This window comes from Arenibacter certesii DSM 19833, from assembly GCF_000429545.1.
GTDB lineage: Bacteria > Bacteroidota > Bacteroidia > Flavobacteriales > Flavobacteriaceae > Arenibacter > Arenibacter certesii.
This window is the reverse complement of record NZ_AUCB01000008.1, coordinates 98,464-119,657: the sequence shown is the minus strand read 5'-3', so window position 1 is coordinate 119,657 and position 21,194 is coordinate 98,464. Positions and strand designations below refer to the sequence as shown.

The following is a 21,194-nucleotide window of genomic DNA, read 5'->3' as shown; positions in this document are numbered from 1 at the left end:
CAAATGGTGGTTGTAGCTCAGCTGGTTAGAGCGCTGGATTGTGGTTCCAGAGGTCGCCGGTTCGAACCCGGTCTTCCACCCAAAAATACAAGCCTTATCCTTAACGGATGAGGCTTTTTTTGTGGATATAAGTGTCTGGTACTTTTGTTAATAATCTGGTAATCAGGTTTAAAGGGATCATGACCAATTGTTGTGTTTATGCAAAAAGGATCATGACCAATTGTTGTGTTTATGCAAAAATTGTAGTTAATCTGTAAAGGAAGTCTTCCATTTACGTTTAACTGAGACTTACCCAAATATATTCTTTCATTTTCTTTGCTTGTCCAATGAAACCGACGAAGGAGATTCATGAATACCTTAGCAAAAAATAATAGACAATGAATAAAACGAACAGGGCTTGAAAGCGAAGGTACTGTGTGCCTTTGATTTAAGGAGCCGGCTGTAGTGATGGCCAACGCGCCAACTGGCCTTTGTCTACAAATGCAAATCGTTGCATTTTCCGATCGGTCCTGACGAATTTTTTATATCAAATCAAAAAGCTGAATCTCGGTCCCGATGCGTCGGGATTAAGTCCTATTCTGCGGATCAGGAAGACAATACAAGAGGCTTCCTACAAAGGGTTTTCGGCCTACTTTCTCTTTTAGTAGTAAATCAAGGGGTTTCTACGTTGGCCAAAGGAAGGTTTACCTACCAGAGGTAGGTGTTCATAGCGCATTTCACCTTAGTGAAAGCGGCCTGGATGCTGCGGCAGTAGAAAATCCGTAGTGATCAATCTTTAACTAATGTAATTCCAAATATTTTTATGCTTTACAATCTGGGCATAAGTATGTCTAATTGCTGGGTGATGCTCTAGTAGACTATCTTCCTTTAGTAGTGTAAGGGCATAATATCGCGCAGTTTTTAGTATCTCGTTGTCCTTTATTAAATCTGCTATTTTTAGGTTTAACACCCCGCTTTGTTGTGTTCCCATTAAATCTCCCGGTCCACGTAACTTTAGGTCAACCTCGGCAATCTCAAAACCATCCGTAGTCCGCACCATAGTTTCTAATCGTGTTTTGGAATCGGAAGATAGTTTGTGGCTGGTCATTAAAATACAAAAACTCTGATCGGCACCTCGGCCAACTCGTCCTCTTAACTGATGGAGCTGGGAAAGTCCAAATCTTTCCGCACTCTCTATAATCATAACTGATGCATTGGGAACGTTTACGCCCACTTCTATAACGGTGGTTGCAACCATTATTTGTGTTTCCCCCCTTACAAAACGATCCATTTCATAATCTTTGTCTGCGGGTTTCATTTTCCCATGAACAATAGAAATTTGATATTCTGGCATAGGGAAATCCCTCACAATACTTTCATATCCATCCATTAAATCTTTGTAATCTAAGGCTTCAGATTCCTGGATCAATGGATATACTACATAAATTTGACGCCCTTTTTTAATCTCATCCCTTATAAACTTAAATACTTTTAATCTATTGGAATCGTACCGGTGTACCGTTTTTATTGGTTTCCTACCTGGGGGAAGTTCATCAATAGTAGAGATATCCAAATCACCATATAAACTCATGGCAAGAGTTCTGGGAATAGGGGTAGCGGTCATGACTAAAATATGAGGGGGAATATCGTTCTTGTGCCATAACTTGGCCCTTTGGGCTACCCCAAATCGATGCTGTTCATCTATGATTGCCAAACCTAGATTTTTATATTGTACTTTATCTTCTAAAAGTGCGTGCGTGCCAATTAAAATATGAAGTTCTCCACTTTCCAACTGGTCATGTATTATTTTACGATCTCTTTTTTTGACCGATCCGGTAAGTAGTGCAATATTTACCCCAATATCATTTAAAAGTTCCTTTATTCCAGTATAATGTTGATTTGCCAATATTTCTGTAGGGGCCATCAAACAAGCCTGAAAGCCATTATCTATAGCTAGTAGCATAGTCATTAATGCTACTATAGTTTTTCCGGAACCTACATCGCCCTGCAATAATCTATTCATTTGCGCATTACTGCCAAGATCTGCACGTATTTCTTTTATCACCCTTTTTTGAGCATTTGTAAGATCGAATGGAAGGTGATTTTTGTAAAATTCATTAAATAATAATCCAACTTTGTTAAAAGAATAGCCCTTTATACGCTGTTTATGTAGCATATTTTTAACAATAAGCTGTAATTGTATATAGAACAGCTCTTCAAACTTTAGCCGAAACTGCGCCTTCGCTAATAATTCTTGGTTTTTAGGGAAATGAATATTAAAAAGTGCTTCATTTTTTGGAAGCAGATTTAACTCGGTCAAAATCTTTGGGGATAGGGTTTCCGAGAATCTACCCTTGGTCTCTATGAATAATTGCTGTATAAGTTTCCCTACCACTCTATTTGTAATTCCCTTGTTGGATAACTTTTCAGTGGAGGGATATACTGGCTGCATTCCTATCTTAAGTCCTTTTTTATGATCTTCCAATAATTCCATATCTGGATGTGGCATAGAAAAGGTGCCATTAAACCAATTTGTCTTGCCAAATATTACGTAGGGGACATTTATTATCAGATTCTCACGGATCCACTTTTGCCCGCGGAACCATACCAATTCCATTTCCCCTTGTCCATCGGTAAATTTAGCCACTAAACGTTTGCCTTTTTTTTGTTCTACGGTCCTAATATTTATTATTTTTCCTATTATTTGAACATCGGCACTGGACCTTTGTAGTTGCGTAATTTTATAATATTGAGTTTTGTCTATATACCTATTAGGGAACAGGTGTAGTAAGTCCTGACAAGTTTCTATTCCAAGTTCCGACTTAAGTGTTTCCGCTCTATTGGGTCCCACACCTTTTAAATAGGCGATTGGCGATTGGAGTATATTGGGGTTCATTTATTTATAATAATTAATATGCCGGAAATTGGGAATGATTTTTGGGAATAATCCCAACCTTGTTTAATTATTGTACTAAAATAGGACTTACTATAATTAACTGCAATAAACATGTTAAATTTGAAAAGATCTTTGTCCGCATCTATGAGACTTACCATAATTACTATCCTCCTACTACATATTCTAGGGCTTGCAGCACAGCATCAGGACAAGGTGAATTTTACCCATGCAAAGGTGGCACTTTTTGTAGATGCGCCAAAAAAACTGATATCTGGAAAGGTGAATTACCATATGAATATCCTTCAGCATTTGGATACTGTTTTTCTAGATGCCCAAAATCTGGATATAAGTTCCGTACTTCTTGATAACAAAAAGGCAAAATATCAGAACAGCGGAAAAACTATTACTATTTACCATCGTTTCAGAAAAAATAGAAATTACACTTTGGAAATTGCCTATACTGCCAAGCCAAAACAAACGGTATATTTTATAGGATGGGATAGCTTGTCTACAACTAATCAGGTATGGACACAAGGACAGGGTAAATATACCAGTCATTGGCTCCCTAGTTTTGATGATATGCGCCAAAAGGTAGAATTTGACCTAAGTATTAGTTTCGATAAGGAATATCAGGTAATCGCTAATGGAGCGTTGCTTGGCACCAAAGAATTTGGGGAACTTAAAAAATGGGAGTTCAATATGGACCAGCCAATGAGTAGCTACCTCTTAGCCTTTGCAATTGGAAAGTATTATAAAAAGCAACTCTTTTCGAAAAGCGGAATTCCTATACATTTATATTATTACCCAGAAGACTCCCTTTTAAGTGAACCTACTTATAGATATACGAAACGGATTTTTGAATTTTTAGAGCAAGAGATCGGGGTAGCTTACCCATGGTTGAAATACGATCAAGTACCGGTGCGCGATTTCCTTTATGCAGGAATGGAAAATACGGCAACAACGATATTTTCAGACAGTTTCTTTTTGGATTCTATTGCTTTTAAGGATAGGAACTATGTAAACGTAAATGCACATGAAATGGCTCACCAATGGTTTGGCAACTTGGTAACCCAAACAGATAGTCGCTCTCATTGGTTACATGAAGGGTTCGCCACTTATTACGCTCTTTTAGCAGAAAAGGAAATTTTTGGTGAGGAATATTATTACTGGAAACTTTATGAGTCGGCTCAAAAGCTAAATGAATCCTCCAAAAATAAAATGGGAGAGGCCTTAACAGACCCTAAATCTAGTAGTCTCACATTTTATGAAAAAGGTGCGTGGGCTTTGCATGTTTTACGAAGACAACTAGGAGATAAAACTTATAAAGTTGGAACTGCACAATACTTAATGCGATATAAATATGGAAATGTAGACATAGATGATTATTTAAGGGAAATGAAACTAGCCAGTGGGACTAATCTTGATTGGTTTAAGGAAAAATGGTTAAACGGTACGGAATTTCCCTATCCTGAAGCCAAGGATATATTGATTTCCGAATCCAAAGTGTTAAGAGATTTCTTTACACTTCAAGATGAGTTAGCAACTTCAAAAGTGCAAAAGGAGTCCGTTATACTCAAATATTGGAACCAAGCTGAATCGGTACAACTAAAAGCTAAAATAATCTCTACCTATTATGAACTCTTGACCGAAGAGTTTATTAAAGCAGCAATTGAAACAGGTGACGTTACCATTAGACAAGCCATTGCAATTGCGGCCGTACAGATTCCAATGGGATTAAAAGAGGAATTTGAATCCCTTTTAGAAGATAAAAGTTACCTTACTTTAGAGCATATATTGTATAAATTATGGATATATTTCCCAGAGGATAGAGCGAATTACTTAAAAAGAACCAAAAATATCTTTGGCTTTTCCGATAAAAATATTCGGATATTGTGGCTGACTTTAGCCTTGGTAACCAAGGATTACGAAACTCAGAAAAGCAGGAGTTACTATGAGGAGCTCAGTGGTTACACTGATGCAAGCTACCCTTTTGATGTACGACAGAATGCTTTTGGAATGTTGCAGGAGGTGATTGGGTTTTCTGATAAAAATCTATTGGATTTGATAGAAGCGGCACAACATCACTCTTGGCAATTTAAACAGTTTTCCCGGAGACTGATTGACCAGCTTTTGTTAGAGGATGGAATGAAAAAGAGAATGGAAAGTTTAAAGGGAAAACTAAAGGGCGAGGAATTGCGTTATGTTAATAATAAATTAATAGAGGAATGAGAGCAATGATAATTTCGGGTGGTGGTAGTAAAGGTGCTTTTGCAGGTGGCGTGGCTCAGTATCTTATAGAGGAAATGAATCTAAACTATGATCTGTTTCTTGGAACTTCTACCGGAAGTTTATTAATTTCACATCTTGCCCTTGATAAGATTGAAAAGATAAAACAGGTTTACACTTCGGTAGATCAAAATCAAATCTTTAGTAATTGTCCATTTGTAATCACTAAAAAACATGGAATAGAAACCATTGCGATTAGTCATTATAACGTAATGAAAAACTTTTTAAAGGGGAGTAAAACCTTTGGAGAAAGTCATAATTTATTAAAATTGATAAAACACACGCTTTCGGTAAGTGAATTTGAGGAATTAAAGCGGAAAGCCCTAGATATTGTAGTTACCGTTTCTAACCTATCTTTAAATCAGGTAGAATACAAGTCCATTAAGGATTATACCTATGAGGAATTTTGTGATTGGATTTGGATATCCTGTAATTATACGCCATTTATGAGCTTGGTTAAGCGAAATGGTTGTGAATATGCAGATGGTGGTTTGGGCTGTATGGTACCGATAGAAGAGGCTATAAAAAGAGGAGCAAAAGTAGTAGATGCAATTATATTGCAGACTGAGATTACCCAACTTAATAGAATGCCTTCTAAAAATGCTTTTTCACTGCTTACCAATATGTTTGCTTTTATGTTAGATAGGATAGAACAACAGAACATTAGAATAGGCAAGTTTTCTGCTACCCACAATGATGCAATAATTAATTTTTATTACACGCCTACGGTACTCACTACCAACTCTCTTATTTTTGAAAAAGAAAGAATGACACTGTGGTGGGAAAGTGGCTTTAATTTTGCCAAATATAAAAATGCAGAAACCAATCAAATAGAAACCGCAATAGTATGAGGGCATTGGTAATTAGTGGGGGAGGGAGTAAAGGCGCTTTTGCTGGGGGAGTGGCACAGTATCTTATGGAAGTAGAGAAACGGGAATATGATATCTTAGTGGGTACCTCTACCGGAAGTCTGCTGATTCCCCAATTGGCATTGGACAAAATTGATAAACTTCATGATTTGTATACCAATGTTAATCAGCGCTCCATTTTTAGTCTTAACCCTTTTGTGGTACGGAAAAAGGAGGGTAGGGAGTATGTATCCATAAATTACCTGACCTCTATTCTTCAGTTTGTAAAAAAAAGAAGGACTTTTGGCGAAAGCAAAGCACTGCGCAGGACCATTAAAAAAAACTTCTCCCTCCAAGAATTCGACGCTATTAAAAGAACAGGAAAGGAAGTAGTGGTCACCGTATCCAACTTGTCTAAAAACAGGGTGGAATATAAATCAATAAAAGACTTTACCTATGCCGAATTCTGCGACTGGATATGGATATCTTGCAATTATATTCCTTTTATGTCCTTGGTGAAAAAGGATGGATTTGAATATGGTGATGGTGGTTTGGGTTGTGTAGTTCCAATAAGGGAAGCTATAAGACGAGGTGCAACGGAAATCGATGCCATTGTATTGGAATCAGAAAATATGGAACATAATAAAGTATTGGGTAAAAATCCGTTCTCCTTAATGTTGAGTATTTATGGTTTTGTACTGGATCAAATAGAATATCACGATATTTCCGAAGGTGTATTAGCAGCAAAACATCGTGGCGTTCAATTAAATCTGTATTATACGCCTACTAGGTTAACAGAAAACTCTCTGATCTTTAATAAAAAATTAATGACCAAATGGTGGCAACAAGGATATAGTTACGCCGAGGATAAATTTTCTAGCTCCCCAGAAAAAGATTTAAGTCCAACAGGGAAATAGAATTATCTAAACACTATAGTTATATCGCACTAAGCTTAAAGTGGGATAAAAATAAAAATTCGCACTTGTATAGCTAAGGGGTTTAATGCTGCTGTTCATTCTCCTGTAGCGATATCGTAAAAGTGTGCTAGAAGAACTATGCTCACTTAATTCTACTTCTTCTCATCTGCTCAATTGATTTAGATATAAGTCAAGTTATATTCTAATTTTAGTATGCTCGTACCAATAAGTAAGTCTACCATAGATCACTAATTTCCTTTTTTACATAGGAAAGTGCAGTAGCAGAGGGTGAAGCCTTGTCCATGCTAGCATTTAAAATATCCTCTCTAAATTTATCGGCAGTATCAGATTCGCTCATACCTGCTTTGCGAATAATCTGAATAGTAGCGCTTTTGGCAGCTTTTATAATGTTCCAACATTCATCGGTCATGTATATCTGTTGGGAAAGATTATGATCAAATTCGTTTTCTATGCTCTTAATCAATAAGTTTTCATAATCGTTCTTGTTGTTGGAGGTTGGGGAAACACGTACTACTAAACTTGGAATGGAGATTCTTTCTAGGAACAAAGCCATTCTTTCGTAGGCCTGTAAGCGTATGGGAAGTGTTTTGGTTTGTGAATCTTTATGTAATAAGTATCTTCTTCTGCCGTCTTCATTTTTGGTATGTAGTCTAAAAAAGTAAAATGCTACTACGCCTGTCACCACAGCTGGTAAGAGATACGCAAAGAGTTGCAAAATATCAACTTCGTTCATAATTATTTAAGTGTTTTTGGTTTGTAGTTGATTAAACGGGTTAATCTCTAAAAAATTATGGCCCACTCAAATAATTTGCGGGCCATAATTTTGATTCTTAGTTGTGCTTTCAGGAATTTAATGTCTTCTGAAATTCTTTGAAATAAGGTTATTACCTATTTCATGGTATCTTTTACCATTTGATAGAACTCATAAAATTTTGGTTGAACGATGATTTCTGTGGCGGTTTCAATGCTATACAGTCCTAGTTCTGATTTGCCGGTTGCCCGGATTCTCTTAGGTTCTACTTCGTATTTGTCTTCCAAAACGTATGCAACTGTAGCAGCCTGCTGGGTAGCTATCTGCCAGTTGTTGTTTTTCTTTCCATCTGAATTAACTAAATTACTGTTGGTAACAACTTCTATATCCATGGTAGGATTCGCTTTTAATATATTACCAATCTTACTTATTATAGTCTCTGCCGAAGGAGATACCTTTCCACTTTTAGATTGACCTCCAAAAAGGAAATCATTATCTAAACTTACTGTAATGGCACCTTTGCTCATGGTAATTTTAGGATCTGGGCCTAAAGTTTGTTTGAATAAGGTAAAAACAGCCAAGTTTATGGAGTCCCTACTCGTTAAGGCATCTTTTATCGTACTCAATTGCCCTTCTTTTTCCCGTAGACTAGTCAAAGTGCTGTTAATGTTTTCAGATCGTCTGGTAGAGGCTTCTGTGAAATTGTTTAAGTTTTGCAAGAGACTATTATTGGTAGATTTTAATTCCTCTACTTGCGCTTCGTATGAAGCTGCTTTAGCAAAATTAATCCTTTCTTGACGCCTAGCTTCGGACAATGCATTTTCGGCTTCGCGCAAACGCAATTCAAGATCTTCTACTTCCTGTATTAACTCCCTTCTGTTTTGGGCCTGTGTAATTGTAATCGTAAGCAATAAGACTACGGCTGTAACTATATTCTTTTTCATATATAATATAAAATTTATTTTTTTATTGAAAAGAGCAAATTTAACCAAATACTTTAATTATAAGGGTTAATTTAAAACTAGAAATAGTATCGATGCTCCTAGTTTCCATTAGGGTAGTTAAGTTGGTTGATTAATGAACTCTGGGAGCTATAGGGATCAAAAGGAAAAAGAAACTTACTTTCGGTATCCTTGCCTCTTTTTTAATTATGGATTAATCTGAAATTTATTATTGATTCAAAAAGTCCAAACTCATTTCTGTCATAGCCCTTACGCCAAGTAGCAAACCACTGTCATCTATCATAAAATCGGGGGTGTGGTGGGGAAAGGATTCTTTTGATCCGGGCGTCATACCACCCAAAAAGAAAAAGAAACCTGGCACTTCTTTCTGATAGTAGGAGAAATCTTCGGCTCCAGTTACCGCTTTTTGAGTTTGTACGTTGGTGTTGCCAGCTACCCTATTAAGGGTGGGGAGCATTATATTCACCAAGTCAGGGTCATTATAGGTAATTTCCGTGGCTTCTTTAATTTCTATGGTAGCTTCTCCACCATAAGCCTTAGCAATTGCAGGGACCATTTCCTTCATTCTGCGATTTATTAGCTCTTTCATATCGTAATCCAATGTTCTGATAGTGCCTATCATTTCGGCAGTTTCGGGGATAATATTAAATCTTACCCCTGAGTTAATTTTACCTACGGTTATAACAGCAGCCTCATTTGTAAGTTCTGCTTCCCTACTTATAATGGTCTGTAATCCATCAATTATCTTGGCACTTATCAATATGGGATCTATTCCCGCCCAAGGTTGGGAACCATGACTTTGTTTGCCTTTCACATTAATCTCAAAGCTTTGAGCGGCGGCCATAGTGCCTCCAGATTTATATCGGATAACTCCAACTGGGGTCTGGGAATTAATGTGCAATCCAAATATGGCGTCAACATCTGGATTTTTAAGTACACCCTCTTTCACCATCAATAAGGCACCACCTTCTTCTCCTGGTGGAGGACCTTCCTCTGCGGGTTGAAAAATGAACTTTACAGTGCCTTTAATCTTGTCCTTATTCTTGGACAGAATCTCCGCTACACCCATTAAGATAGCAGTATGGGTATCGTGTCCGCAAGCATGCATAACGCCTACCTCTTGTCCTAAAAACTCGGAGACTACAGTTGACTTATATGGAAGATCGTTTCGTTCTACCACAGGAAGGGCATCAATATCGGCGCGTAAGGCGATTACTTTTCCGGGTTTATTTCCTTTGAGCACTCCAACAACGCCAGTTTTAGCTACTTCTGTTTGTATCGCTACTCCTAAGGATCGAAGATGGGTGGCAATTTTTTCTGCAGTTTTAAACTCTCTATTGGAGAGCTCTGGGTTTTGGTGAATATCACGCCTCCAATCAATCACCTTCTGTTCAATTCCTTTGTAATCTTTTTCTAAATTATATTTTTGGGCGGTCATACAAAAACTGTAGAGAAATACGGTGGCGATCAAATAATGCTTCATATAAATTTGTTCTTTAAAATCGATTATTTACTTATACCTTATCAGCAAAGAAAAACATAGATAAATAATCCTAGAAATTCGGATTTATAACAACGCCATCCTTTAACTTCCAATAATCGAATGGCTAGGTTTTTTAAAACTCTTTACATGCTGTAATTTTTAAAATGGGGTTAATGTGGAGAATTATACATCTAAATTGTTTTATAAATATATTGAAATTAGGGATAGCTTTTAAAAGTGATGTTCATAATTAATGAACATTCCATTTTTGGATAAGGCTATTTATGGCTAAATTCACCGCTCCTAAAGGATTAAATCTAATAGACAGTTGGAGAAATATTTAAATGAGTTGAATGAGGCTCAAAGAGCCCCCGTCCTTCATAAGGACGGCCCATTAATGGTGATTGCCGGAGCTGGTTCGGGAAAGACTAGGGTACTTACCTATCGTATCGCTTACCTTATGAACCAGGGGGTAGATGCCTTTAATATTTTGTCACTTACCTTTACCAATAAGGCTGCTCGGGAAATGAAGAGTCGTATTTCCCAAATCGTGGGTACGTCAGAGTCCAAAAATTTAATGATGGGAACCTTCCATTCTGTTTTTGCCAAGCTATTACGCTTTGACGGAGATAAATTGGGATTCCCTAGTAATTTCACTATTTACGATACCCAGGACTCTCAACGTCTTATTTCAGCAATCATAAAGGAGATGGGGCTTGATAAGGATATCTATAAATACAAACAGGTGCAGAATAGGATTTCTTCCTATAAAAACAGTCTGATTACAGTAAAAGCATACTATAATAACCCTGATCTTTTAGAAGCCGATGCTATGGCGAAAAGACCCCGAATGGGAGAGATTTATCAGAATTACGTAGATCGCTGCTTTAAGGCAGGAGCAATGGATTTTGATGATTTACTTTTGCGTACCAATGAGTTGCTTACGAGGTTTCCTGAAGTATTGGCAAAATATCAAGATAGGTTTCGATATATTTTGGTGGATGAGTACCAAGATACCAACCATTCTCAGTATTTGATTATTAAGGCTTTGTCCGATAGATTTCAAAATATATGTGTGGTAGGGGATGATGCTCAGAGTATCTATTCTTTTAGAGGTGCTAATATTAGTAATATTCTGAATTTCCAAAAAGATTATGACAATGTGGGTATGTACCGTTTGGAACAGAACTACAGGTCCACTAAAAATATTGTAAATGCGGCCAACTCCATAATCGCTAATAATAAAAATCAGCTAGAAAAAGTGGTTTGGACCAGCAATGACGATGGACCGTTGATTAAGGTGCATCAGAGTCCCACCGATGCTGAAGAGGGCAGGTTTGTAGCTGGTTCTATTTTTGAGCATAAAATGCAAGAGCAATTGCCCAATGGAAACTTTGCTGTTCTTTATAGAACCAACTCCCAATCTAGGGCAATTGAGGACGCATTACGTAAAAGAGATATACCGTATCGGATTTATGGTGGACTCTCTTTCTATCAACGCAAGGAGATTAAGGATGTACTTTCTTATCTTAGGTTAGTTATCAATCCGAAGGACGAGGAGGCAATAAAACGTGTTATAAACTTTCCGGCAAGAGGAATTGGGCAGAGCACCATGGATAAACTAACCGTGGCTGCCAACCACTATAACCGATCAATATTTGAGGTTATAGAGAACCTAGATCGTATAGACCTTAAAATTAATGCAGGTACTAAAAGGAAATTGAGCGATTTTGTAAACATGGTCAAAAGTTTTCAGATTATGAACGAAAGCGCAGATGCTTTTGAACTGTCCGAACATGTTGCCAAAAAAACCGGCCTGTTATTAGAGTTTAAAAAGGACGGTACGCCAGAGGGAATTGGCAAAATGGAGAATATTGAAGAACTGCTGAACGGGATAAAGGACTTTGTAGAAGGCCAAAAGGAGATTGCAGATGCCAAAGGGGATATTGGGGAATTTTTGGAAGATGTAGCTTTAGCGACGGATTTGGATAAAGATACAGGAGATGATGATCGAGTTGCATTAATGACTATTCACTTGGCAAAGGGATTAGAATTCCCTTACGTATATATTGTGGGAATGGAAGAAGATTTATTTCCATCAGCCATGAGTATGAGTACCAGAAGTGAATTGGAAGAAGAGAGAAGATTATTTTATGTTGCCCTTACAAGAGCTGAAAAGCAAGCGTACCTCACTTTTACTCAGAACAGGTATCGATGGGGGAAATTGATAGACGCGGAACCGAGTAGATTTATAGAAGAAATAGATGAGAAATATGTGGAGAATTTAACTCCCATAAAAAGTCATAGATATACACCACTAATTGACGTAGATATTTTTGGCGACGTGGATAAAAGTAGGCTGCGACAGGTAAAACCAGTAAAAGGAAATCCGCCAAGTGTAAATTCTCCTAAGGAAAGTCAACTGCGTAAGCTACGCAAGTTGAAACCAGAATTGGGCGTTCCCGTGGGTAATACCAATACTATAAATCCAGATCTTGCAGAAGGGGTTATGGTAAATCACACCAGATTTGGTAGAGGGCAAGTGATTAAAATAGAAGGGGTAGGCGATGATAAAAAAGCAGAAATAAAATTTGATAAAGGGGATGTAAAGAAACTATTGCTCCGCTTTGCTAAATTGGAGGTGCTTTAGGTTATTATGAAATTAGAAAATTTATTTCCCGATGTAGGCGTCTATAGGTTTTCTTGTATAAAAGCCTTTAATTTTAGGGAGGTGTCCATGAGGTCTATTCCAACCCACCCATGACCACCTTCAGGGTATAGGGTAAATTGGTGTTTTACATTTAATTCCATTAATTTGTCTCTTAAATCTATTCCCTGCGAAATGGGAATTAATGGATCTTTAGCTCCATAAAACAGTATGGTAGGCGGGGCATTGGACGTTAATTGGTATAATGGACTTGCCTCTTTCAATAACTCTGAACTATTCCCAAACTGATCTAAAAGACCCCTTAAATCTTGATTAGTGGTGTTTAGATAGGCCTTGTCTAAAAAATTAGTGGGGCCTACTATGCTACATACCATCTTTACTTGTTTTTGGGTATCATGGGCGTAGCTCCATAAAAGGGATAGATGTGCCCCTGCACTGGCGCCAATAAATCCTATTTCAGTGGAGATATGAAATTCTTTTGCTTTTTTTCGTAATTCGTTGACTACGTTATCTATATCATTTATTTGCATGGGATATGGAGGATGGTTCATATCGGCCAATCTATAGTTCATATTCACCACCGCAATTTCAGGCAATTGTTCTCTAATAAAATCTTTAAATGCATCCATTTCGGACTTGTCACCAGCGTTCCATCCCCCTCCATGGATCAAAATCAACACTTTAGTGTCTTTAGTTCTATTTTTTGGAAGATAAATGTCATATTTTTGATGTGAGGAGGAACCGTATTCCACATTCAGCATGCTTTTTGCTTCCAGCGGACTTGTATCCGTATCATCATTATCTTTTGAACAAGATGTAGAAATGCTTAAAAGGAAGCTTAGAATAAGGATAAACGGTATTTTACGCATAATACTTTGATTTCTTATTATTCATAACGTTTATTTTGAACATTTAATATGTCTGAATTTATTAAAATTTATCCAGAGAACCCTAATCCTAGAGAAATTAATAAGGTAGTCAATGTTCTGCGCAAAGGCGGATTAATCATATACCCTACGGATACGGTGTATGGTTTGGGTTGTGATATTACCAATACGAAAGCCTTGGAAAAGCTTGCTCGGATTAAGGGAATAAAATTAGCCAAGGCAAATTGGTCCTTTATCTGTGCGGACTTAAGTAATTTGTCTGACTATGTGCGACAGATAGATACGGCCACTTTTAAGGTTCTTAAGAGAGCTTTGCCTGGTCCCTATACCTTTATACTTCCAGGGAACAATAACCTGCCAAAAGCGTTTAAAAACAAGAAAACCGTCGGGATAAGAGTTCCAGATAATTCTATTGCCAGGACTTTGGTAGAGGCATTGGGAAACCCTATAGTATCTACCTCTATTAGGGATGAGGATACGTTAATAGAATATACTACTGATCCAGAATTGATTTACGAAAAATGGAAGAATCTGGTAGATATTGTTATAGACGGTGGCTACGGTGACAATGTTGCCTCTACAGTAATAGATATGTCCGAAGACGAACCCATAATTGTTAGGGAAGGCAAAGGAGACATAGATGTGTTTTAACTTAAACAGTCTGTAAACCTAGGGATACACTAAAGAATTATCGAATATATCATCGTTACATCTGGTTTTTGAATTTATAGGAGATGTAGAAGTGGTCCTAATAAAATTTGTATTATTCATATCAAACCAGCTGAAGGCAAAAAACTAATGGTTGTTAGACTTCATTTTAAAGAAATTATATTTAAACAAGGCATAAAAAAAGCGACCATTTGGTCGCTTTTTAATTTATATTTTATAGGAAGTACTCCTTAGTTGATTGCAGGATCTTTCATTCCTTCTTCGATCATACTGTAGAACTGATCAATTTTTGGAAGTACTACAATACGAGTTCTTCTGTTCTTAGCTTTATCCGTATCAGATACAGGGATGTACTGAGATCTTCCTGCAGCAGTCATACGAGTAGGATCTACCTTGTAATCATTCTGTAAGATACGAACAACAGAGGTAGCGCGCTTAACACTTAAATCCCAGTTATCCAATAATACACCGCTTCTGTATGGAACAGGATCGGTATGACCTTCAACCATAAATTCGAAATCTGGCTTGTTGTTCACTACTTGGGCAACTTTTCCTAAAATATCCTTAGCCTTGTTAGTAACAGTATAACTGCCACTTCTAAATAGTAATTTATCAGAAATAGAAACAAAAACAACACCTTTTTCTACACTAATTTCGATATCCTCATCATCCAAGTTTCCAAGCACCCCTTTTAAACTTTGAACTAAAGAAAGGTTAACAGAATCTCTTCTTGTAAGTGCGTCATTAAGTTTTCTAATAGTAAGATCTTTTTCTCTAAGACTCTCTAAAGATTTCTCTAAATTATCAGCTCCTTTACTAGTTAATGTAGTAAGGTTACCCATGTTGTTGATTAAATCTTGATTGTTTGCCTTTAAAAATGCGTTTTGATCTTCTAAAGTCTGCATTTTGGACATTGCTGCAGCTTTGTCCTCTAAACATGTATTTAACTTAACAGTTGCAGAATTCAGTAAATCTTGAGTTTCTTTAGCCTTGGCTTCTAGGTTAGCATACTTTTTTTGTGATACACAGGAGGACAATAAAAGTGTTGCTCCTAAACAGCCTAAAATAATTTTCTTCATAGTTATTCTAATAATTAATAATGTTTTTGATACTTTCAAAAGATGTTTTAGCACGGAACCAAAAATATATAAAATGTTCACATTTTAAGGGCTAAGATAGTTAATCTTTTATTAAAATGTTAAAAAAATTAATGTGCTTGAAAAAATGGGACCATACTATAGAATAAGTGCTATAATATTCCATAGTAAAATTATGACGTTCTCGTTTTTTATACATCGTATTACAGTGCTTGTAAAAACTGAAATGCGCGCGTACAATAGCCCAGCAGTGCTGAGGTTTTGCTTGCAGTACAAATCGAATCCCTGCTATTCCGTCCAATAGGAATCGTAAAAAAATTATAGGAAAACTTTTCTTGGGAGGGAGGTTTTTTAGGATAGAAAACAAGGAGTTTCTAAAGTTGAAAAAGGTTTTTTTGGGGTCCATATTACTTAAAGTAGCACCTCCTAAATGGAATATTTCAGAGCTTCCCACATAATATACAGCATACCCCTTGTTTTTAGCTCTCCAACAAAGATCTATTTCCTCTTGATGGGCAAAATAATCTTCATCAAAACCCTGTAGTTCTTGAAAAACATTACTTCTTATAAACATACAGGCTCCACTTGCCCAAAAAATTTCTGAGGTATCATTGTACTGACCATTGTCCTGCTCTAGTTCTTGAAAAATGCGACCTCTGCAAAAGGGATATCCAAATTTATCAATAAATCCACCTGCGGCTCCAGCATACTCAAAATGGGTCTTTTTCTTATAATCCAATATTTTGGGCTGAATGATAGCAGCCTTCGGATTGTTTAAAAATTCATTGGTAATGGGCACTAGCCAATCCTTGGTAACTGCAACGTCTGAATTTAATAAACAATACACGTCAGCCTTGATATGAGCTAAGGCCTCGTTATACCCCTTGGCATATCCGCCATTGCTGTTATTGCGAATGATTTTAATCTCTGGATAGTGTTTTCTTAAGAACTCTATAGAAGTATCAGTGGAAGCATTATCCGCCACGTAAATTTCGGACTCCTTGGAGTAAGCGGTTACCGATGGTAGAAACTTTTCTAAAAGTGCTTCCCCATTCCAATTTAGTATTACAACTGCAATTTTTAACATTTAATAATTCCCAGTATGTTATGGGATTTTTAAGGATTTGTAAAGGATAAATTAACGTGGCAAAGTAAGTGAATATTTTTTAGCGAGATTCTATTTTGCGCACCTTTCGCTAACGTAACTATTAGTTAAATTAAAAAAAATAAAATTTCTTGATTGTTTATGGGCCGTACTTGGGGATCGTTTTGAGAAAGGTGTACATCTCCTCTTCTAAATCCATTTTGCAATAGTAATGATTCTGACCGTTAGTCACCATTAGATAATTTGCTTTTAGTTGAAGGTTGTATCTGGCTATTTGATCAAAAACATCTTGTGATATATTAATTTGGGGTGATTTACACTCTACTAATAATAGAATTTCACCATCGGGGCGATAGACCACCACATCATATCTTTTTTTTAAATTGTTGACTAAGAGTTGCTTTTCTACATTGATATGACTTAGCGGGTAATTTTTGTCGTTTAGTAAATAATGCACTACGTGTTGACGCACCCATTCTTCTGGTTGTAAGACCACGAACTTTTTGCGGATTACATCAAAAATATAGAGTTTATTTTCCCTATTTTTGAAGCGAAACGGATATGATGGAAAGTTTAATGGCTCCATGATGCAAAGTTGACGAATTTTTTTAAATGGACGAGGTAAAACAAATTGTAGGCAATATAAAAAAAGGAAATATAGCACCAATATATTTCCTGACCGGAGAAGAACCTTTTTATATCGACAAAATTTCGGAGTTTATAGAAAAAAATGTGCTTACCGAAGAGGAGCGTGGTTTTAATCAAGTGATTCTTTATGGAAAGGATATAGGTGTAGATGATATTGTAGGGAATGCTAAGAGATATCCTATGATGGCCGAAAGACAAGTAGTAATTATAAAGGAGGCTCAGCATTTGTCCCGAACTATTGAAAATTTAGTTTCCTATGCATTAAACCCGCAACCATCTACTGTTTTGGTGATTTGTTATAAGTACAATAAGCTTGATAAACGCAAGAAGTTGTACAAGGCTATCAATAAAACTGGGATTATATTTGAAAGTAAAAAGCTTTATGAAAATAAGGTAGCAGATTGGATTAGAACTGTGCTAAAATCTAGGGGGTACGATATCACCTTTAAGGCAGCCAATCTTCTGGTTGAATTCTTGGGTACGGATTTGGGAAAAATAGACAAAGAACTAGAAAAACTATGTCTTGTAGTGCCTAAGGGTACGCAAATTACACCAGAAGCTATCGAAGAAAATATAGGAATTAGTAAAGACTATAATAATTTTGAGTTGAAAAAGGCTATTGGGGAAAGAGATGTAGTGAAAGCTACAAGAATAGTTAACTATTTTGCTCAGAATCCCAAAGACAATCCCTTTGTATTGACAGTTACCTTACTCTATTCCTTTTTTAATCAGTTGTTAAACTACCACGGTTTAAAAGATCATTCGCCTAAAAACGTATCTAGTGCCTTGGGAATAAGACCCTTTTTTGTTGAAGAGATCCAGATCGCCGCGAGAAATTATCCTATGAGACGGGTTAGCGAAATTATATCGGAGCTCAGGGAGTTGGATTTAAAAGGTAAGGGGGTGGGTGCTAGTATTTCCCACCAAGACCTATTGAAGGAATTGGTGGTGAAGCTATTCCGATAGCCATTTCCACTATTTTTTGTCCAGACTAAATTTGCCAGGTCCCAACAATAATATACTGGTGAAACCAATCAGAAATAAAAGTGCCTTTTCCTTAACTGAAAATGGATCATTGGCGTGAATCAAAAATGCAGCTACTAACATGGTGATGATAACTGGTATAGAGGCCCAACGGGTCTTTATGCCTATGATAACCAAAATAGGACATATTGCCTCTCCAATAACGGCTAAAAATAGGGAGGGAGCTGCTCCAATTCCGAAAGGGTCGCCAAACTCAAAATTACCTTGTATTAGTTTTAAAAACTTTGGAATTCCGTGGGTAAGCATTAATGCAGAAAAACCAACTCGTAAAAGCAGTAAGCCAAAATCTTTCATTAGGGGGTGTATTTGGATTATTTATTATTTTTAGTTGCTAAAAATAACTAATTGATTATAAAAAGCAGATGTTTTTTTTTGATATAATTTAGTACTTACAGGGAAATTATCCCTATTTAGATTAATTCACCTCATCTTAATTTTGGAAATTCATCGGGATTGGATTCTCGCATTATAGAGTAGACTTTTTCAAACATATCTTCTGCATTGGGTTTGGAAAAATAATCCCCATCTGTAGCGTAAGCTGGCCTATGTGGTTTAGCGGTCAAAGTTTGCGGGGCGCTATCCAAATACTGATATGCACCTTGTTTTTCCATTATTTCGTGAGTTAGATAAGCAGAACAACCCCCAGGAACATCCTCGTCTATAATCAAAAGTCGATTGGTCTTTTTAATACTCTTTAAAACGTCGTGTTTTAGATCGAAAGGCAGAAGGCTTTGCGCATCTACTACTTCTGCATCTATCCCTACTTGTTTAAGTTCCTGGGCAACCTTCATCACAATTCGCAAGGTAGACCCATAAGACAGAAGGGTTATATCTTTTCCTGGCTTTATTACTTCTACAACTCCTATTGGAGTACATAATTCGCCTAAATTGTTTGGTTTTTCCTCTTTAAGGCGATATCCGTTTAAGCTTTCTATTAGTAGAGCAGGTTCATTTCCTTTCATTAAGGTATTATAAAAGCCTGCTGCTTTAGTCATATTTCTGGGGGTTAAAATATACATTCCTCGTAACAAATGAATTAAACCACCCATTTGTGATCCGGAATGCCATATGCCTTCCAATCTATGGCCTCGGGTCCTTACGATTAATGGAGCGCGTTGTTTCCCTACAGACCTGTATAATAAGGTTGCCAGATCATCGGTTAAGGTATATAAGGCATAAAAAATATAATCTAAATATTGAATTTCGGCAATTGGACGTAGTCCACGCATAGCCATACCTATACCCTGGCCAATAATAGTTGCTTCTCTAATCCCCGTATCGGCGACTCTTAGTTCACCATATTTTTTCTGTAAACCTTCTAGTCCTTGGTTAACATCCCCAATGGCCCCTGTATCTTCCCCAAAAATTAATGCTTCTGGATACTTTTCAAATAATCGATCAAAATTATCCCTTAATATTACCCTACCATCAACGGCAGTAGCATCTTGGTCGTAAGTGGCCTTTACCTCAGGCACAAATAGAGCGCTATTTTCTTGTTCATTGTAGAGGAAGGAACTGAATTTAGATTGGGATTCCTCCATGAAAGTGTCTATCCAATTGGCCAAAGCTTCTTTTTCCTTGGTGTTTTCACCCAATAGGTAGCGCATAGATTTTCTTGCGGCAGAGGCTAGATCCTTTTTTATTGGGTCCTCCTTAGCAATTAGGTCATTCTTAAGTTTTTCAATAAAATTTTTATTAGGGCTAGAATTGGCGACATTATCTAGTAGGTTCACCAATGTTTTTTTATGCTCCCTATGTGGAGACAGAAATTCTTCCCAAGCTTCTTTCCGTGCGCTTCGTACCAGTCTTTTTATATTCTTCTCTATATTTTTTAATTCCTCTTCCGTTGCAATTTTATTGGAAAGGATCCATTCTCGAAACCGTTTATTACAATCGTTATCCCTTTCCCATGTTAACCTCTCTTCGCTTTTATATCTTTCGTGGGAACCAGAGGTGGAATGTCCCTGTGGTTGGGTTAGCTCTATAACATGGATAATTACAGGAACGTGCTGTTCTCTCGCAATATCTGCGGCATTTTCATAAGCGTGTATCAGCGCTGTATAATCCCATCCCTTAACCTTAATAATTTCATATCCTGCATCCTTTTTGTCCCGTTGAAAACCGGCTAATATTTTGGATATATCTTCTTTTGTGGTTTGGTGTTTGGCATGGACGGATATACCGTATTCATCATCCCAAATACTGATTACCATCGGTACTTGGAGAACTCCAGCAGCATTTATAGTTTCAAAAAACGCACCTTCACTTGTACTGGCGTTTCCAATGGTTCCCCAAGCAACTTCGTTACCATTTTTAGAAAACTTTTCACTATCAATTCCTTTAACGTTTCTATAGATTTTAGAGGCTTGTGCTAAGCCTAAAAGCCTGGGCATCTGCCCTGCTGTACAAGAGATGTCCGCGCTACTATTTTTTTGCTCGGTAAGATTTTTCCAACTACCATCTTCATTTAAGCTGAAAGTAGTGAAATGCCCTCCCATTTGCCTGCCGGCACTCATAATATCTTTGGTGATATCGGTAGTGGCATAAAGACCATGAAAAAATTGCTTGGGAGTGAGTAGGCCTAAAGCCATCATAAAGGTTTGGTCCCGGTAATAGCCACTTCTAAAATCCCCGTCCATAAAGGACCGTGCCATAGCGAGTTGTGGCAGCTCCTTCCCATCACCAAAAATTCCAAATTTTGCCTTTCCCGTTAGAACTTCCCTTCTCCCTAATAAACTACACTCCCTACTGGTTACTGCAATTTCGTAATCCTTCAAAATTTGAATTTGAAAATCATCAAATGAAATGTCGCTACTTGTTTCAGAATCTGTATTCATTACGGAATCAACGGAATTTATGGTTTACGCAAAAGTATCAAATCATTATGGTTTTTGCAACCTGTAAAATACGATATCACTTAATAATTCCCTAAC

Annotated in this window: 16 protein-coding genes and 1 tRNA gene; 7 read left to right on the top strand and 10 right to left on the bottom strand. The window is 37.0% G+C overall.

Features of this window, described 5'->3' with window-relative positions; translation table 11 throughout:
• Positions 1-5: 5 nt before the first annotated feature.
• Positions 6-81: transfer RNA gene (locus G466_RS0105015), tRNA-His, on the top strand.
• 694 nt (positions 82-775) lie between these two features.
• On the opposite strand, the gene recG is transcribed toward G466_RS0105015, so the two are convergent.
• Complete coding sequence (gene recG / locus G466_RS0105010; RefSeq protein ID WP_026812672.1) at positions 776-2,875, bottom strand: ATP-dependent DNA helicase RecG; 2,100 nt, start codon at positions 2,873-2,875, stop codon at positions 776-778.
• A 120-nt stretch (positions 2,876-2,995) separates the two neighbouring features.
• On the opposite strand from recG, the gene G466_RS0105000 reads away from it, so the two are divergent.
• Genes G466_RS0105000 through G466_RS0104990 form a run of 3 tightly spaced genes read left to right on the top strand, consistent with a single transcriptional unit; the run spans position 2,996 to position 6,926 of the window.
• Entirely contained in the window at positions 2,996-5,104 is a 2,109-nt protein-coding gene (locus G466_RS0105000) for a M1 family metallopeptidase (protein ID WP_229797173.1), read from the top strand.
• The gene (locus G466_RS0104995) at positions 5,101-6,012 is read left to right on the top strand and encodes a patatin-like phospholipase family protein (protein WP_026812670.1); all 912 of its coding nucleotides are present in this window, start codon (positions 5,101-5,103) and stop codon (positions 6,010-6,012) included. The genes G466_RS0105000 and G466_RS0104995 overlap by 4 nt, the downstream gene beginning before the upstream one ends.
• Positions 6,009-6,926, top strand: coding sequence for a patatin-like phospholipase family protein (locus G466_RS0104990; protein WP_026812669.1), 918 nt, complete (start codon positions 6,009-6,011; stop codon positions 6,924-6,926). Before G466_RS0104995 ends, G466_RS0104990 begins: the two co-directional genes overlap by 4 nt.
• Before the next feature lie 235 nt (positions 6,927-7,161).
• On the opposite strand, the gene G466_RS0104985 is transcribed toward G466_RS0104990, so the two are convergent.
• From G466_RS0104985 to G466_RS0104975, 3 genes are all read right to left on the bottom strand, one after another.
• A complete protein-coding gene (locus G466_RS0104985) occupies positions 7,162-7,680 on the bottom strand; it encodes a DUF7935 family protein (RefSeq protein ID WP_026812668.1) in 519 nt (172 codons plus the stop codon).
• Between the two features lie 155 nt (positions 7,681-7,835).
• Positions 7,836-8,642 (bottom strand): OmpA family protein, encoded by an 807-nt coding sequence (locus G466_RS0104980; protein ID WP_026812667.1) that lies wholly within the window; start codon positions 8,640-8,642, stop codon positions 7,836-7,838.
• Between the two features lie 226 nt (positions 8,643-8,868).
• A complete protein-coding gene (locus G466_RS0104975; RefSeq protein ID WP_026812666.1) occupies positions 8,869-10,143 on the bottom strand; it encodes an amidohydrolase in 1,275 nt (424 codons plus the stop codon).
• Between the two features lie 328 nt (positions 10,144-10,471).
• Here G466_RS0104975 and G466_RS0104970 point away from each other — a divergent pair, with 328 nt between their 5' ends.
• Positions 10,472-12,793 carry an ATP-dependent helicase gene (locus G466_RS0104970; protein WP_026812665.1) on the top strand — a complete coding sequence of 774 codons (2,322 nt, stop codon included), beginning with the start codon at positions 10,472-10,474 and terminating at the stop codon, positions 12,791-12,793.
• A gap of 41 nt (positions 12,794-12,834) precedes the next feature.
• Here the strand turns inward: G466_RS0104970 and G466_RS0104965 are convergent, their stop codons facing one another.
• Positions 12,835-13,680 carry an alpha/beta hydrolase gene (locus tag G466_RS0104965; protein WP_026812664.1) on the bottom strand — a complete coding sequence of 282 codons (846 nt, stop codon included), beginning with the start codon at positions 13,678-13,680 and terminating at the stop codon, positions 12,835-12,837.
• Between the two features lie 48 nt (positions 13,681-13,728).
• On the opposite strand from G466_RS0104965, the gene G466_RS0104960 reads away from it, so the two are divergent.
• A complete protein-coding gene (locus G466_RS0104960; RefSeq protein ID WP_026812663.1) occupies positions 13,729-14,349 on the top strand; it encodes an L-threonylcarbamoyladenylate synthase in 621 nt (206 codons plus the stop codon).
• A gap of 248 nt (positions 14,350-14,597) precedes the next feature.
• On the opposite strand, the gene G466_RS0104955 is transcribed toward G466_RS0104960, so the two are convergent.
• From G466_RS0104955 to G466_RS0104945, 3 genes are all read right to left on the bottom strand, one after another.
• Positions 14,598-15,446, bottom strand: coding sequence for an OmpA/MotB family protein (locus G466_RS0104955; RefSeq protein ID WP_026812662.1), 849 nt, complete (start codon positions 15,444-15,446; stop codon positions 14,598-14,600).
• Between the two features lie 100 nt (positions 15,447-15,546).
• On the bottom strand, positions 15,547-16,551 hold the full coding sequence (locus G466_RS0104950; protein WP_026812661.1) for a glycosyltransferase family 2 protein: 1,005 nt from the start codon (positions 16,549-16,551) through the stop codon (positions 15,547-15,549).
• Positions 16,552-16,708: 157 nt separating this feature from the next.
• Positions 16,709-17,155: a type I restriction enzyme HsdR N-terminal domain-containing protein gene (locus tag G466_RS0104945; protein ID WP_026812660.1), complete on the bottom strand. Its 447-nt coding sequence runs from the start codon at positions 17,153-17,155 to the stop codon at positions 16,709-16,711.
• 26 nt (positions 17,156-17,181) lie between these two features.
• On the opposite strand from G466_RS0104945, the gene holA reads away from it, so the two are divergent.
• Positions 17,182-18,183 carry a DNA polymerase III subunit delta gene (gene holA, locus G466_RS0104940; RefSeq protein ID WP_026812659.1) on the top strand — a complete coding sequence of 334 codons (1,002 nt, stop codon included), beginning with the start codon at positions 17,182-17,184 and terminating at the stop codon, positions 18,181-18,183.
• A gap of 9 nt (positions 18,184-18,192) precedes the next feature.
• Here holA and G466_RS0104935 read toward each other — a convergent pair whose 3' ends face one another.
• Together G466_RS0104935 and G466_RS0104930 are read right to left on the bottom strand one after the other, a co-directional pair.
• On the bottom strand, positions 18,193-18,555 hold the full coding sequence (locus G466_RS0104935; protein ID WP_026812658.1) for a DoxX family protein: 363 nt from the start codon (positions 18,553-18,555) through the stop codon (positions 18,193-18,195).
• 131 nt (positions 18,556-18,686) lie between these two features.
• Positions 18,687-21,098, bottom strand: coding sequence for an alpha-ketoacid dehydrogenase subunit alpha/beta (locus tag G466_RS0104930; RefSeq protein WP_026812657.1), 2,412 nt, complete (start codon positions 21,096-21,098; stop codon positions 18,687-18,689).
• Positions 21,099-21,194: the final 96 nt, after the last annotated feature.